This window comes from Phaeobacter sp. SYSU ZJ3003, from assembly GCF_041300735.1.
GTDB classification, from domain to species: domain Bacteria; phylum Pseudomonadota; class Alphaproteobacteria; order Rhodobacterales; family Rhodobacteraceae; genus Phycobacter; species Phycobacter gallaeciensis_A.
This window is the reverse complement of record NZ_PXNU01000017.1, coordinates 1-14,640: the sequence shown is the minus strand read 5'-3', so window position 1 is coordinate 14,640 and position 14,640 is coordinate 1. Positions and strand designations below refer to the sequence as shown.

The 14,640-nt window shown below is 63.5% G+C and carries 13 protein-coding genes; 1 reads left to right on the top strand and 12 read right to left on the bottom strand.

Annotation, left to right across the window (positions count from 1 at the left end):
* Positions 1-8 precede the first annotated feature (8 nt).
* The 4 genes from phnE (C6W91_RS07745) to phnC form a co-directional block, all read right to left on the bottom strand.
* Entirely contained in the window at positions 9-1,406 is a 1,398-nt protein-coding gene (gene phnE, locus C6W91_RS07745) for a phosphonate ABC transporter, permease protein PhnE (protein ID WP_274831380.1), read from the bottom strand.
* Positions 1,403-2,284 carry a phosphonate ABC transporter, permease protein PhnE gene (gene phnE, locus C6W91_RS07740; protein ID WP_274827648.1) on the bottom strand — a complete coding sequence of 294 codons (882 nt, stop codon included), beginning with the start codon at positions 2,282-2,284 and terminating at the stop codon, positions 1,403-1,405. The genes phnE (C6W91_RS07745) and phnE (C6W91_RS07740) overlap by 4 nt, the downstream gene beginning before the upstream one ends.
* A 127-nt stretch (positions 2,285-2,411) precedes the next feature.
* Positions 2,412-3,314 (bottom strand): phosphonate ABC transporter substrate-binding protein, encoded by a 903-nt coding sequence (gene phnD / locus C6W91_RS07735; protein ID WP_065272583.1) that lies wholly within the window; start codon positions 3,312-3,314, stop codon positions 2,412-2,414.
* Positions 3,315-3,383: 69 nt separating this feature from the next.
* Positions 3,384-4,208, bottom strand: coding sequence for a phosphonate ABC transporter ATP-binding protein (gene phnC / locus C6W91_RS07730; RefSeq protein WP_274827646.1), 825 nt, complete (start codon positions 4,206-4,208; stop codon positions 3,384-3,386).
* A gap of 265 nt (positions 4,209-4,473) precedes the next feature.
* On the opposite strand from phnC, the gene rpe reads away from it, so the two are divergent.
* Positions 4,474-5,163: a ribulose-phosphate 3-epimerase gene (gene rpe, locus C6W91_RS07725; protein ID WP_274827645.1), complete on the top strand. Its 690-nt coding sequence runs from the start codon at positions 4,474-4,476 to the stop codon at positions 5,161-5,163.
* 287 nt (positions 5,164-5,450) lie between these two features.
* Here rpe and C6W91_RS07720 read toward each other — a convergent pair whose 3' ends face one another.
* From C6W91_RS07720 to C6W91_RS07685, 8 genes are all read right to left on the bottom strand, one after another.
* On the bottom strand, positions 5,451-6,950 hold the full coding sequence (locus C6W91_RS07720) for a class I adenylate-forming enzyme family protein (protein WP_370570674.1): 1,500 nt from the start codon (positions 6,948-6,950) through the stop codon (positions 5,451-5,453).
* Positions 6,951-7,014: 64 nt separating this feature from the next.
* Positions 7,015-7,794 carry an oxepin-CoA hydrolase, alternative type gene (locus tag C6W91_RS07715; RefSeq protein ID WP_274831383.1) on the bottom strand — a complete coding sequence of 260 codons (780 nt, stop codon included), beginning with the start codon at positions 7,792-7,794 and terminating at the stop codon, positions 7,015-7,017.
* Complete coding sequence (locus tag C6W91_RS07710; RefSeq protein ID WP_335645278.1) at positions 7,791-8,213, bottom strand: PaaI family thioesterase; 423 nt, start codon at positions 8,211-8,213, stop codon at positions 7,791-7,793. Before C6W91_RS07710 ends, C6W91_RS07715 begins: the two co-directional genes overlap by 4 nt.
* The gene (locus C6W91_RS07705) at positions 8,194-9,327 is read right to left on the bottom strand and encodes an acyl-CoA dehydrogenase family protein (protein ID WP_370570673.1); all 1,134 of its coding nucleotides are present in this window, start codon (positions 9,325-9,327) and stop codon (positions 8,194-8,196) included. The genes C6W91_RS07710 and C6W91_RS07705 overlap by 20 nt, the downstream gene beginning before the upstream one ends.
* Positions 9,324-10,523 carry an acyl-CoA dehydrogenase family protein gene (locus C6W91_RS07700; protein WP_370570672.1) on the bottom strand — a complete coding sequence of 400 codons (1,200 nt, stop codon included), beginning with the start codon at positions 10,521-10,523 and terminating at the stop codon, positions 9,324-9,326. The genes C6W91_RS07705 and C6W91_RS07700 overlap by 4 nt, the downstream gene beginning before the upstream one ends.
* Positions 10,524-10,623: 100 nt before the next feature.
* Positions 10,624-11,799, bottom strand: coding sequence for an acetyl-CoA C-acyltransferase (locus C6W91_RS07695; RefSeq protein WP_274834584.1), 1,176 nt, complete (start codon positions 11,797-11,799; stop codon positions 10,624-10,626).
* Position 11,800: 1 nt separating this feature from the next.
* On the bottom strand, positions 11,801-13,894 hold the full coding sequence (locus C6W91_RS07690; protein WP_370570671.1) for a 3-hydroxyacyl-CoA dehydrogenase NAD-binding domain-containing protein: 2,094 nt from the start codon (positions 13,892-13,894) through the stop codon (positions 11,801-11,803).
* A gap of 398 nt (positions 13,895-14,292) precedes the next feature.
* Positions 14,293-14,640: Tm-1-like ATP-binding domain-containing protein (locus tag C6W91_RS07685; protein ID WP_370570670.1), on the bottom strand; the 348-nt coding region annotated here is incomplete at its 5' end.

The window sequence follows — 14,640 nt, the reverse complement described above, 5'->3', positions numbered from 1 at the left end:
TTGCATACTCAGGGCAGCACGAAGGGCATGTTCTTCTTCTCGCCCTTCTTCGCCTTGTCCCGGCGCGGCTTGCCGGGATCGCCCTGGATCAGGCGGCGGCGCAACATGCCCGAGAACCAGTCCATCAGCATCACCATCACGATGATCAGCACGATGTAATAGGCCACCTCTTCCCAGTCCTTCTGGGTGATGATCGCCTGGGTCAGCAAAAGGCCGATACCGCCGCCAGTGATGGCGCCGATGATCGTGGCGCTGCGAGTGTTGGATTCAAGAAAGTAGAGCAGCTGCGACAGCAGAACCGGGGTTACCTGCGGGATTACCCCGAACCGATAGCGCTGCACCGGCTTGGCACCGGTCGAGGCCACGCCTTCGATCTGCTTTTCATCGACATTCTCCAGCGCCTCCGAGAAGATCTTGCCGAAGGTGCCGGTATCGGTCACCAGGATCGCCAGGGCACCTGTCAGGGGGCCGGGTCCGAATGCGCGCGCCAGCACAACCGTCCAGATCAGGCTGTCCACCCCGCGCACGAAATCGAACAGGCGGCGGGTGGCAAAGCGCAGGGTGCGGATCGGCATAAAGTTGCGGGTTGCAAGGAAGGCCAGTGGCAGCGCCACGATGCCCGCACCGATGGTGCCGAGGAAGGCCATAAGCAGCGTTTCCCCAATGGCCCAGGCCACATCCTGATGGCGCCACATCTTGTTGGTCCAGAAATCGTTGAAGATCGCGCCTGCCTCACCCGAGGCCGCCCGCCCCAACAGCGCAGAGGCGCTCATCCCGTGATAGGGGCTGTCGAGGGTGAAGAAGAACAGCTCCCAGCCGGTGAAATAGCGGAACACTTCGGAGCGGTTGCGGGTCACTGTCAGACGGCCTGCGTCGGTCTTGATCGCCAGACGGTTCTTCGAGGAGCTGATCCAGTCCGGTACATCGCCCGCGGGAAACTCGGCCTGCACACCGGCGCTTCGGCTGGGGGTGGCGCGCACGGTGCCGTAGCCGGGAATGTCATATTCCACAGTTTCAGGTCCAAAGCGCACGGTATGGCCGTTTTCCAGATCGATTACCGTGGTTTCGCCAAGGCTCACCCAATCCGGCGCCTCGCCTGCTGGGTAGCTGCCCTTACGCTCACCTTCGATAGCGACCGAGACAGAGGCATCGCGGTTGTCGCGGGTCACATGTGTCTTGTAGCTGTAGCTGTCGCTGACAAGAGTGCGGGCGTTTTCAAGACTGGCACGCTCCCACAGGCCCGGCACGTCGAAGGCGAAAAAGACGTAGGCCATATAGACCAGCACCACCAGCGGCACCGCAAAGGCCGTCAGCTTCTTGGTGCGGAACAGCCCCGCCATCTCCTGCTTCAGCGCGGCGGCGTCACGGCGCGCGCCTGCACCCGGGTTCACATCCAGAGTCGTCATTGTTTGGCTCCATTGATCAGCCGGTCACGCAGCTTGCCAGAGATCTGATCGACCACGACGATGGTGACGAACAGGAGGATAAAGATGGCCGCGGCCTCGTCGTAGCGGCCCTTGCCCCAAGACATGGCGTTCTTCAGCTCGTAGCCGATGCCGCCCGCGCCGACGAAGCCAAGGATCGCCGAGGCGCGAATGTTGATTTCAAACCGCAGCAGCGCATAGCTGACGTAATTCGGCCCCACCTGCGGGATCACCCCCAGCCACATGCGCTGTGCCCAGGTGGCCCCGACCGAGGACAGGCCTTCGACCGGCTTCAAAGAGGCGTTCTCGTTCACCTCGGAAAACAGCTTGCCCAATGCACCCGCCGTGTGGATGGCAATGGCGATCATGGCAGGCACCGGGCCACCACCCAAAAGGAAGATCAGCACCAGCGCGATGACGATTTCCGGGATCGCCCGGCAGATATCCATCACCCGGCGAAAAACCGGGATCAGCGACGGCCAAAGCGCCATGCCGCGTGTCGCCAAAAGCGACAGAAGCGTGCCGAAGATGGCACCGATCAGGGTTGAGGCCGCCGCGATATTCAGCGTCTCGACCAGCGCCGGGAAAAAATGCACCACCTGGCCGGGCAGCTCTGTCACCTTCTCGGCAGCTTCGCTCAGCACCTCGGCCGGGTAGTCGAAAATTCGGGTAAACCCATCAGCAAAGGACCCGGCATTGCGGTCATCTGCGGTGCGGAACCCGGCCACCATCATGGCAACAAAGACGATCAGGAGGATCGTCCCGTAAAGACGCTTGCGCCGGGTGAGGTCGACATATTCGGCGCGGATGGCCTCGGTCGAGGAGGCACCGGAAGGCGGGGCCGCTGTCAGATCTGCCATGGGGTTTCCTGGGGGTATATTGGTGTTCAGATGGGCCTCTGATCGCAGGGACGCCCCTGCAAGGGCGCGCGTCAGAGGAATACGGGGCCCGGCACAAAGACCGGACCCCGCCGCATTGGTCCTAAAATCAGTTGGACTTCAATTTGCGTGCTTCGATGATCACCTCGTAGGCGTCGTGGGTGATCGGCATGAAGCCTTTGGCTTCACCTGCAGCCACACCGTAGAAGCAATCTGCATCCATGGATTTGAGGCTTGCCATCAGGCCGGTCATCTTGACCTTGACGTTTTCGGGCAGGTCCTTGCGCAGAACAACGGGGCCTTCCGGGATCGGCTTGGACTGCCAGATTTTGACCAAGTCGTTCATGTCGACGAGACCGGCATCAACCGCCTTGCGCAGGGCGCCGGAGTTGTAGCCGTCTTCCCAGTTGCCCAGGCCGTCGGCCCAGGTCACACCGGCGTCGATATCGCCGTTGTTGACCGCAACGATGGTCTGCTCATGACCGCCGGTGAACTTCACTTCACCAAAGTAGTCGCCCGAAGTCATGCTGGCGCCGGTTGCCTGCGGGATCTCGATCGAGGGGATCAGGAAGCCGGAGGTGGAGTTCGGGTCACCAAAACCGAAGACCTTGCCTTTGACGTCTTCCAGCGCAGTGATGCCGCTGTCCTTGCGGGCAAAACCAACCGAGTAGTAGCCGTAGCCACCGTCGTTGTTCACTTTCACCAGGATCGGCTCAACCGCTTCGGGGTCGGACAGGAAGGTCTTGGCATAGCCAGAGGCGCCCAGCCAGGCCATGTCGATGGTGCCGCCCAGCAGACCCTGGATCACGCCGTTATAATCAGCGGGGGCGAACAGCTTGGTTTCGACGCCCAGCAGATCTTCGGTCTTGGCGCGCAGGCACTCGTTGTTGTTCATGCGATCCTGGGCGTTTTCACCGCCAAGGATGCCGATGCGGAATTCCTGAATGTCCTCGGCCATGACCGGTGTGGTCAGGGCAGTTGTCATCAGGGCGGCAGCAATCAGTTTTTTCATCTCTAGGTCACTCCGGTTTGGTTTGGGCCCAAAGCCTTGTGACTTTGGGATGATGAAAGAGGGTGAAGATCAGAGCGCGGCGGCCTCGGCCTCGCGGATGGGGCCTTCGGTACGCGTCAGCGTTTCGATCTCGGTGGATGTGGCGGCTTCAGAAAAATCGGCGCCGGCGCCGTAGATCTCGCGGGCAACGCCGGTGGTCAGCTGCTCGGGTAGCCCGTCAAAGACGATGCGCCCGTCCCGCATCCCCACCACCCGGTCGCAATAGCGGCGCGCGGTATCGAGCGTATGCAGATTGGCGATGACGGTGCGCCCGTCTTCTTCGTGGATGCGGCGCAGCGCCTCCATCACGGTCTGGGCATTCATCGGATCGAGTGAGGCAATGGGTTCATCCGCCAGGATGATCTTCGGGTCCTGCATCAGGGCGCGGGCGATGGCGACGCGCTGTTGCTGCCCGCCCGACAAGGCCTCGGCCCGCTTGGCCGCGTGTTCGGCAATGCCCAGACGGTCCAGAATGTCGATCGCCCGGTGGATGTCTTCCATCGGATAAAGGTTGAACATGGTCGCCAGCGCCGAGCGGCGGTTGAGCGTGCCATGCAGCACGTTCGACACCACATCCATGCGCGGCACCAGGTTGAACTGCTGAAAGATCATCGCGCAGTCCGACTGCCAGGCGCGCTTCTCACGCCCTTTCAGCCGGGTCACATCGCGCCCTTCGAACAGGATCTGCCCTTCACTGGCATCGCCCAGACGGTTGATCATGCGCAGCAGGGTCGATTTTCCCGCACCGGAGCGGCCGATAATGCCGATCATGCAGGGCTTGTCGATGTCGAGAGTCGCGGTATCCACCGCGGTCTTGTCGCCAAAGCGTTTGGTGAGTTTTTCTATGCGCAGCACAATCGGCCCCCGTTCGTTTCCAGGACTGCCTAACGGTGCTCCTCAAATCATTTGTGTAATCGCGGTGAATTATTTGTAACGCGGACTGCCCCGCGGTGCCAAAACCGTCATGCCCGCGTCACAGAGCGCACCAAGGGCCACGGGCCACAGGGCAACGGGTGTAAATAGCGGGCAAGGACAAACTGCCCCCTGTAAACCGCGCCCGCGCCAGTCTATATGCGCAGAAGACCCTCCACCAGCGCCCCAGTATGCAGGAACCCCTCCCATGTCCTTTGACCGCAGTGTTAAGATCGCCCCCTCCATCCTCTCCGCCGATTTCGCCAACTTCGGCCAGGAAATCCAGGCCATCGAGGCCGAAGGCGCCGACTGGGTCCATGTGGACGTGATGGACGGGCATTTCGTGCCGAACCTCACCTTTGGTCCGGCAGCGGTCAAAGCCTTCCGCCCGCATGTAAAAACGGTGATGGATGTGCACCTGATGATCGCGCCGGTGGATCCCTATATCGACGCCTATGCCGATGCGGGCGCCGATGTTCTGACCGCCCATGTCGAGGCAGGCCCGCATATTCACCGCACCCTGCAAGCCATTCGCGCGGCAGGCATGAAGGCCGGCGTTGCACTCAATCCCGGCACCCCGGCCGAGGCTGTGGCGCATCTTCTCGACCTCACCGACCTCATCTGCGTGATGACGGTGAACCCCGGCTTTGGGGGGCAGAAATTCATCGACATGACCGGCAAGATCGCAACCCTGCGCCAGATGATTGGCGATCGGCCTGTGCACATTGAAATCGACGGCGGCGTCGATCCCAGCACCGCGCCGCTGGTGACCAAGGCCGGCGCCGATGTGCTGGTGGCAGGTTCCGCGGTCTTCCGCGGCGGCTCGGTCGATAACCCGGGCGTCTATGGCGAAAACATCCGCGCCATCCGCGCCGCCGCCGAAGGCACCTGGACCTGAGGGAAGCTCCCCTCCCGCCGCCGTCTCCATCGGAGACGGCATCTGAGGGAGAGCGGCGGGTCAAGGGCTGCGACTGCAGCCGCGCCACGGGCGCGGTTTCCCCTTGAGGCGGCGCTCTCCCGGCCCAACACTGGACGTCGCGCTTTCAGGGCAGACCTGCCCCTGAAACGCCTCTCAGCAGATCTTTCCCTGCGCCGCGCAGCGGCGCCACGCCCAACCCCGCACAAGGCGTGCCCCGCAGGCCGCCCGTCCGGGGACGGGAGCGCCCCGCTCACGCCTCTTGCAGTTCACGCCTCTTGCAGCCGGTCCGCAAAAGTCTCCAGCAATTTGTGCTTCAGGATCTTGCCCGTCGGCGCCGCAGGCAAGGCTTCGACCGGGACGATCAGCGCGGGACATTTGTACCCGGCCAGCTGCCCCCGCACGAAAGCCATCAGCTCTGCCGGATCCGGCGCATCCCCCGGCACCACCTGCACAAAGGCCAGAACCTCTTCATCGCTGCTGACCCTGCGCCCGACCACAGCGGATTGCACCACCTGCGGATGGGCATTCAGCGCCGCCTCCACCTCGGGCGGGAAGACGTTGAAACCACCGTGGATGATCAACTCCTTCGAGCGCCCCTCGATATGCAGGAACCCGCGGGCGTCCAGACGGCCCATGTCACCAGTGTGCATCCAGCCTTCTGCGTCCAGCACCTTGGCGGTTTCCTCGGGGTTGCGATAATAGCCCAGCATGATGTTCGGCCCACGCGCCAGAACCTCCCCCAGCCCATCACCGCCGCCCGGAACGCTCTCATCGATGCGCACCTCGACCCCGGGCATCGGCGGACCGGTGGAAATGTCAGGATCCCCCAGCTGGCTGTTCTTGGTGGCGCAGACCCCGGCAGTGGTCTCGGTCATTCCATAGCCATTCTGCAGGGCCACCCCGTAAAACCCTTCGGCCTTGCGCTTCCATTCGGGATCCAGCGGCGCCGCCCCGGACGAAACGTACTGCAAAACCTCGCTGCTGAGGTGCTCCAGCCCCTGTTCCTTGGCGTATTGCATCACCAGCGCGTGCATCTGCGGCACCGCCGCCAGACGCGTTACGCCCCGGCGCAGCGCCTCATAGAGTTTCGCCGCCGAGAAACGCGCCTCCAGCCAGACCTCGGCCCCGGACAGGATCGCCGCCGTCATCACCGAAGCAAGGCCAAAGACATGGGTCATCGGCAACACGCCATAGATCACATCACCCGGCCCCATATCGCGCAGCTCGGCCGAGGATTTGCCGCCAAACAGAAGGTTCGCATGGGTCAGCATCACCCCCTTTGGCGCGCCGGTGGTGCCAGTGGTGTAAAGCAGAACCGCCACCTCCTCCGGGGCATCGGGATTTGAGGCATAGGGGCAGGCCAGATGCAGAGCGCCAAAGGCGCCACGGATCTCGCGTGCCTCAATCCGCGCGGCATGGGCTTCGGCCTCGAGGGAAATCGCGGAGGTGCACAGCACCGCCGCCGGGCGCGCGTGGGACAGGATCCGGTCCACTTCCCCCGCGCTCATCCTTGCATTGACCGGCACCGCGATGGCCCCGATCCGCGAGGCGCCAAGCATCGCCGCCACCGCCGCGCAGCAGTTTTCCGACAAGACCATGACCCGGTCACGCGGCTGCACGCCAACCTTCCGCAGATGCTCGGCCACCGCCTCTACGGCTGTCGAAAGCTCGGCATAGCTCCAGGCGGTGCCGCCACTGTCGGAAAAGGCCGCAGCCTCCGGCCGCTCGGCCACCTGCGCGGCCAGTAAATCATGCCATCGTTCCATTGCCCTCTCCTCCCAAATCCGGCGCCGGTTATGTCGTGGGTGCAGGCCCTGTGCGGGCCGGACCCTAGCCGCTGAACTGCGGAGCGCGTTTTTCCAGGAAGGCCGCGATGCCCTCGCCTGCCTCCTCGCCGCCAGCCGCACGGGCCATGGCGGCGCATTCCGCATCAAGCTGTGCAGTTTCTGCCGCCTCATAGGCGCTGGAGACCAGATGCCGGATGGTGCCCTGCGCCGCGCGCGGGCCCTGGGCCAGCGCATCGGCAAGGCTGTGCGCCGCGCCAAGAACGCGCTGCGGCGCCACCACCTGATTGACCGCGCCGAGCGCAGCCATCTGTCCGGCTGTCACCGGCCGACCCAAAAGGCACATTTCCATCGCCAGCGGACGCGGCAGCATCCGCGCCAGCGAGGCCGTCAGCCCGCCATCGGGCACCAGTCCCGCCTTGACGTAGGCGGCGGTGAATTTCGCCCCATAAGAGGCCACGATCAGATCCGCTGCCAGCGCCAGCGACAGACCGGCCCCGGCCGCGCCGCCCTCGACTGCGGCGATCACCGGCACCGGGCAGTCCCGGATCCCCCGCATCAGATCATGCAGGTTGTTGACCTTGGCGCGGCGCTCGTCCTCGCTGAGGCCGCGACGTTCAATCAGCACGTTGAGATCGCCGCCCGCGCAGAAAAACCCACCTTCCGAGGTCAGCAGCACAGCGCGGATGCGCGGCTCCTGCGCCAGATCCAGCGCCGCCTGAATGGCGTCGTAAAGATCCTGCGACAGGGCGCCCCGGCGGTCCGGGTTCATATTCACGACAACCGCGCGGTCGCCAAGATCGTCCATCCGTGCACGTCGGGTCATTTCCGTATCCTCTTGAAAATTCCGTTTGCCGTGGCCAGCAGGCGGCCGGTGTCATCAAACAGCTCGCCATAGACATAGGCGATGCTTTTGCCGCCCCCCGTAGGCCGGGCGCGGGCCGTAATGGCCCCGGTCCGCGTCGACCCCACATAGGAGAGGTTCAGCGAAACGGTGACCAGGTCCGCGTTTCCGTCCGGATCGAAGAACTGCATTGCAGTATTGCCGCAGACCACATCCAGAACCGTGGCCACCATGCCGCCATGGACGATGCCATGGCGGTTCATATGCCGGGGCTCCAGCTCCAGCGTCACGGTGCAGGAGCCATCCCGGGTATCGACCTCGGTCCGGTAGCCAACCATCTGCTGGCAACCGGGTTCCTCGATCAGGCGGACCTCGCCGGTATCACGCGGCGCTGAGGTCAAGAAAACGCTCCAGCTGCGTGTCCGCATCACCAAAGCGGTGCTCCGCCATGACGATCCGTTTGGCGATATGGGCCAGTTCGTATTCCTGCGTCATGGCGATACCGCCGTGCAGCTGGATCGAATCCTCGGCCACCAGACGACCTGCACGGCCAATCAGGTTGCGCGCCGCCGCCACGTTGAGATCGCGCATCCGCGCGTCGCCTTCCAGATGGCCGGCCGCGTTGATCACCGCCGAGCGCGCCTGCTCGATCTCGATCAGCAGGTCCGCCACCCGGTGCTGCAGCGCCTGGAAGGTGCCGATCGGGCGGCCAAATTGGCTGCGGGTCAGCAGGTACTGACGGGTAAGCTCGGTCGCGGTTTCCATCGCGCCCAGGGTTTCGGCAGCCAGCGCCACCTCGGCGCGGGCAAAGACCCCGGCCATGGCAGACCATGCGGCGCCAGCATCGCCCAGACGAGCAGAGGCAGGCAGGCGCAGGTTATCCAGCTCGACCTCGGCAGCGCGACCACCAGCCAGCAGCGCATAGCCGCGCAGCGACAGGCCCTCGGCATCGCGGGGCACCAGGAACAGCGAGATCCCATCGGTCGCATCCGCCGCGCCGCTTTCGCGGGCAGAGATCACCAGGTGATCGGCGGCCTCGGCGTTGACGACGACGGCCTTGCGCCCGTTCAGAACGATCTGATCGCCCTCGGTCTTGGCCGTGGTTTCCACCCGAGACAACTCGTAGCGGCTGTTCGGCTCGCCGTGCGCAAAGGCCAGCTGCACGCCGCCGCCGATCACCTCTTCGACGAGGGCCTTCTGATCGTCATTGCCCAGTGCCGCGATCAGACCACCGCCCAGCAGCGCGGTGTCCAGCAGCGGCTCAACCACGCCAGCACGGCCCAGTTCCTCGAACACGGTGGAGATATCGAAACCGGCGCCGCCAAACCCGCCGTCTTCCTCGGAAAACAGCGCACCGATGACACCCAGTTCGGCCAGCTGTCCCCAGATGTCAGCGGAGAAACCCGTCTCGCTTTCCAGGATGTCGTTGCGCACGGATGTCGTGTAGCGGTCCGACAGGAAGCGACGCAGGCTGTCCTGCAGCATCTGCCGCTCTTCGGTCAGGTCGAAGTTCATGCCCGGCCTCCCATTTTCACTTTTGCGATGATGTTCTTCTGGATTTCGTTGGAACCGCCAAAGATCGACAGTTTGCGGTTGTTGAAATACTGCGCGGCAACGGCAGCCGTGCCTTCGGGGCCGACCGGCGGTTCGTTGCCGCCTTCCACCGCTTCGGAGGCAAAGGGCATCGCGTAAACGCCTGCGGCCCGGCGCGCCATATCGTTGATTTCCTGACGGATTTCGGTGCCCTTCACCTTCAGCATCGAGCTTTCGACACCCGGCGCCTGACCGGAGGCAGCCGCCGAGATGATGCGCAGGTTGGTGGTAGACATGGCCATCAGATCGATCTCCGCCTGCGCCATGCGGGCCGCGAAATAGGGGTTTTCGATCAGCGGGCGGCCCTTGTGCATCTGCACCCGCGCCAGACGTTTCACCGCATCCAGACCGGCCTGGCTGAATCCGACACCCGCGATATTGGTACGTTCATGGGTCAGGAGGTACTTGGCGTAGGTCCAGCCCTTGTTTTCCTCGCCCACCAGGTTTTCCACCGGCACTTTCACATCGGTGAACCAGACTTCATTCACCTCGTGGGTGCCGTCCAGCAGGATGATCGGGCGCACTTCGATGCCCGGCGTGTCCATATCGATCAGAAGGAAGGAAATGCCTTCCTGCTGCTTGGCATCGGGGTCGGTGCGCACCAGGCAGAAGATCCAGTTGGCGTGCTGGCCCAGCGTGGTCCAGGTCTTCTGGCCGTTGACGATATAGTGGTCGCCATCGCGCACCGCCTTGGTTTTCAGGCTGGCAAGGTCAGAGCCCGCGCCCGGCTCGGAATAGCCCTGGCACCACCAGTGTTCGCCACTCAGGATCTTGGGCAGGTAATAGTCCTGCTGTTCCTTGGATCCGAATTTCTGCAACACCGGCGCCAGCATGGTCAGGCCAAAGGGCACGATGCGCGGTGCATGGGCGCGGCAGCATTCCTCTTCGAAGATATGGCGCTGCACGGCATTCCATTCGCAGCCGCCAAATTCGCGCGGCCAATTCGGCGCCAGCCAGCCCTGTTCGTTCAGGATGGCATGCCAGCGTTCGTGGCCTTCCTTGCCGAGGCTGCGTCCCTCGCGGACCGCATCCGACATTTCCTTGGGCAGTTTCTCGTCCAGAAAATGCTGCACCTCCTCGCGGAAGGCCTGTTCTTCGGGGGTGTAACTCAGATCCATTTCATTCTCCTCATGGCCCTTTGGCACGATCCAATCGGGCCGGGCGACATCCGGCGGGCGATGACTGCCCACCGGGTGCCGCGTGGTCTTTGATTGCGGTTCAGTAGATTTCGAACAGGCCCGCTGCGCCCATGCCGCCGCCGACACACATGGTGACGACGCCCAGCTTGGCGCCCCGGCGCTTGCCTTCGCGCAGGATGTGGCCGGTCATACGGGCGCCGGTCATGCCAAAGGGGTGACCGATGGCGATTGAGCCGCCGTTGACGTTGCATTTCTCGTCATCGATACCCAAACGGTCGCGGCAGTAGAGCGCCTGGCTCGCGAAGGCTTCGTTCAGCTCCCAGATATCGATGTCATCCACCGTCAGCCCGTGGCGTTCCAGCAGCCGCGGCACGGCAAAGACCGGGCCGATGCCCATCTCGTCCGGCTCGCAGCCTGCAACGCAGAAGCCTTTGAAGGCGCCCATAGCCTCAAGCCCACGCTTCTCGGCCTCCTTGGCTTCCATCAGCACCACGGCAGCGGCGCCATCGGACAATTGGCTGGCGTTGCCTGCGGTGATGAAGTTGCCGTCGCCGCGCACCGGCGCCAGACCAGCGAGACCGTCGAGCGTGGTCGAGGGACGGTTGCATTCGTCGCGGTCCACGACAACGTCTTTCATCGAGATCTCACCGGTTTCCTTGTCCTTCACCGCCATGGTGGTGGAGACGGGAATGATCTCATCCTTGAACAGGCCGGCTTCCTGCGCCGCAGCGATACGCTGCTGGCTGCGCAGACCATAGGCGTCCTGATCTTCGCGGCTGATGCCATAGCGATCGGCCACGATATCAGCGGTTTCGATCATGGTCATATAGACGGCAGGCTTGTGCTCTTTCAGCCAGGCTTCCTGCACGGGGCGCAGTTTCGGCTGCACCATCGAGATGCTTTCCACCCCGCCTGCCACCATCGGGCCTGCGCCTTCGCAGATGATCTGCTGCGCCGCCAAGGCGATGGTCTGCAGACCTGAGGAGCAGAAGCGGTTCACGGTCATGCCCGATGCGGTGACCGGCAGACCGGCGCGCAGAGCAATCTGGCGGGCGATATTGGCGCCGGTTTCCCCTTCGGGAGCGCCGCAGCCCATGATGCAATCCTCGATCTCGGCGCCTTCGATCCCGGCGCGGGCCATCGCGGCCTCGACCGCGGCACCGCCCATGGTGGCGCCGTGGGTCATGTTGAAGGATCCCCTAAAGGATTTGGCCAGCCCGGTACGGGCGGCAGAGACGATAACGACTTCTTTCATATCAGCTGTTTTCCTTGTTCAGATCGTCGAATGTGCGCCCCTCGGCAACCAACTGCTCCAGCAGCGGCGCGGGCTGCCAGAAATAATCGTCTTCTTCGGCGTAGGATTTGATGTTCGCCAGAAGCGTATCCAGCCCCTGCATGTCGGCCCATTTCAGCGGCCCGCCACGATAGCGCGGGAAGCCGTAGCCGAAGAGCAGCGTCATATCGACGTCCAGCGGACGGCGCGCGATACCTTCGCCCACCACCTTGGCGGCCTCATTGACCATGGCCGCCATGTAGCGGGTCACGATCTCTTCGTCGGTGAACTCTTTCGGGGTGATGCCCTTCTCGGCGCGCTCTGCCTCGATCAACTCGGTCACCTCGGGGTTCGGGGTGCCGCCGCGCTTGCCTGCCTCGTAGACGTAATAGCCCTTGCCGGTCTTCTGGCCAAAGTTGCCCGCCTCACAGATTTTGTCCATGTAGCTGCTGTCACGCTCGCGCGGGTCCATGCCCTCGGCGCGCTTGCGCTTGCGCACGGCCCAGCCGATGTCGAGCCCCGCCAGATCCGCCACCGCGAAAGGCCCCATGGCGAAACCGAAATCGGTCAGCGCCTTGTCAATCTGGTACGGAGAGGCACCGTCCAGAACCATGTGATCGGCCGCCTTGCGATAGGTGGCAAGGATCCGGTTGCCGATGAAACCATCGCAGACGCCGGCGCGGACCGAGATTTTCTTGAGCCGCTTGCCCAGCTCGAACCCGGTGGCAACCACGTCGAGCGCGGTCTTGTCGGCAACAACAATCTCCAAGAGCTTCATCACATGCGCCGGAGAGAAGAAGTGCAGACCGATCACATCCTCGGGACGCGAGGTGCTGGCGGCGATCTCGTTCACATCGAGATACGAAGTGTTAGAGGCCAGGATCGCGCCTTTCTTGCAGACGGCATCCAGCTTACCAAAGACCTCTTTCTTGACGCCCATTTCTTCGAAGACAGCCTCGATCACCAGATCGACATCGCTCAGTGCATCGTAATCGGTGGCGAGAGTCAGCGCCTCACCGGTCAGATGGTCGAACTTCTCCTGGCTGATCTTGCCGCGCTTCAGCGCGCCCTGAAGGTTGCCCGCGATGCGGCCCTTGGCGGCTTCGGCGGCCTCGGCGGTCATCTCCAGCATTACGACAGGCAGACCGGCCAGCAGCGCTGCCGTGGCGATGCCTGCCCCCATGGTGCCGCCACCGATAACGCCGAGGCTGTTCAGCGCGCGCGGCTCAACGCCCTTCAGTTCCGGCAGCTTGCTGACTGCGCGTTCCGAGAAGAAGGCATGGATCATGCCCTGCCGCTGATCGGTGCTCATCAGCTCCATGAAGAGTTCCCGCTCACGCTTCATGCCCTCGTCAAAGGGCAACTCGCAGCAGGCCTGAATGCCGCGGATCGCAACCGCAGGCGCCAGAAGGCCGCGGCCTTTTTTCAGCACAGAGTCATAAAGCGCATCGAAATCGACGGCTTCGGGCGCGGGCATTTCGCTGATGGCGCGGCGCGGGGCGCCCTGATCCAGCAGTTCCTGCGCATAGGCAAGGCCGATCTCGCGTGGCTCGCCCTCTTCGACGCGGTCCAGAATGCCGAGGCTCAAAGCTTCCTTGGCGCCGACCTGACGGCCCGAGGTGATCACGTCAACCGAGGCGTCAATACCAATCAGACGCGGCAGACGCTGGGTGCCACCGGCGCCCGGCATCACGCCGATCAGCACTTCCGGCAGACCGATACGCGCGGAAGGCACGGCGATGCGATAGTGCGAGCCAAGCGCGATTTCCAGACCGCCGCCCAGTGCGGTGCCATGAAGCGCCGAAATCACCAAGAGCGGCGACGATTCGATGCGGGTGCAAACATCGGGCAGAAACGGCCCCTGCGGCGGCTTGCCGAATTCGCGGATATCGGCGCCGGCGAAATAGGTGCGGCCGTCACCGTAGATCAGCACCGCCTTGGCGCCTTCCGATTCGGCCCGCTCGATCCCGTCCACCAGGCCCTGGCGCACGTCCAGGCCCAGCGCATTTACCGGCGGGTTCTGCGCCTTGAGGACCGCAATATCCCCAACGCGTTCGTATCCAATGGCATCCGTCATCCGTATTTTCCTCTCCTTGGCGGGGCTGCGGGCCTCTGGCCTTTTGCACACGCCCCCTGTTCCTGTCGGGATCTAGCCACGCCCTCCTCCGCGCGCCAAGGCCGGTGTTTGCCGCCCTTGCCAGAACCCGGCGTCATCTGCGGAGCCGCAGAATTCAGGCCAGCGGTCTGACTGTCAATCCCTATTCCACTATGTAGAACATTGTTCCACTAATTTGACAGCACCCTAGGCCGCGTCCCTTCGCCTGGCAAGTAATATCATTGCGCGCAGGAAGTATTTTCGGCAGCAAAACACCGAACACCTATTCTATTAACCCTAACGCGCAACAAGGGCGCCCACTGTCGCGGGCGCCCTTGTTGCGCTTTCAAGATTTGGTGATCCGGCAGGCGCGCAGACGTCTATCCCTGCGGAATCAGTCCCTCAGCCACCCAGCCGTCGAAGATCTCAAGCGCCTTCTCAGCGAAGGCTGCGTCGTTGATATGGCAGTCCAGCGCGTGCAATGTCGCATTGCCCGGGCAGGCCGCGCGCATTTCATCGCAAAAGGCCGACAATCCCTCGGCATCGTGCAGATCGCCGCCGGGGCGGTCCCATTCGTTGCAGCCCTGCTCGGGCAGCAGCACCGCGACCGGGGCGGTGGCGCCTTGCAGCTTGTCACTGATGGTGCGGGCGACAAGGCGGCGCTCATCCGCGTCCAGAACCGCCGAGGTCAGCAGCCGGTTATGGGCATGGCTGGGCCGCCCCTGTAG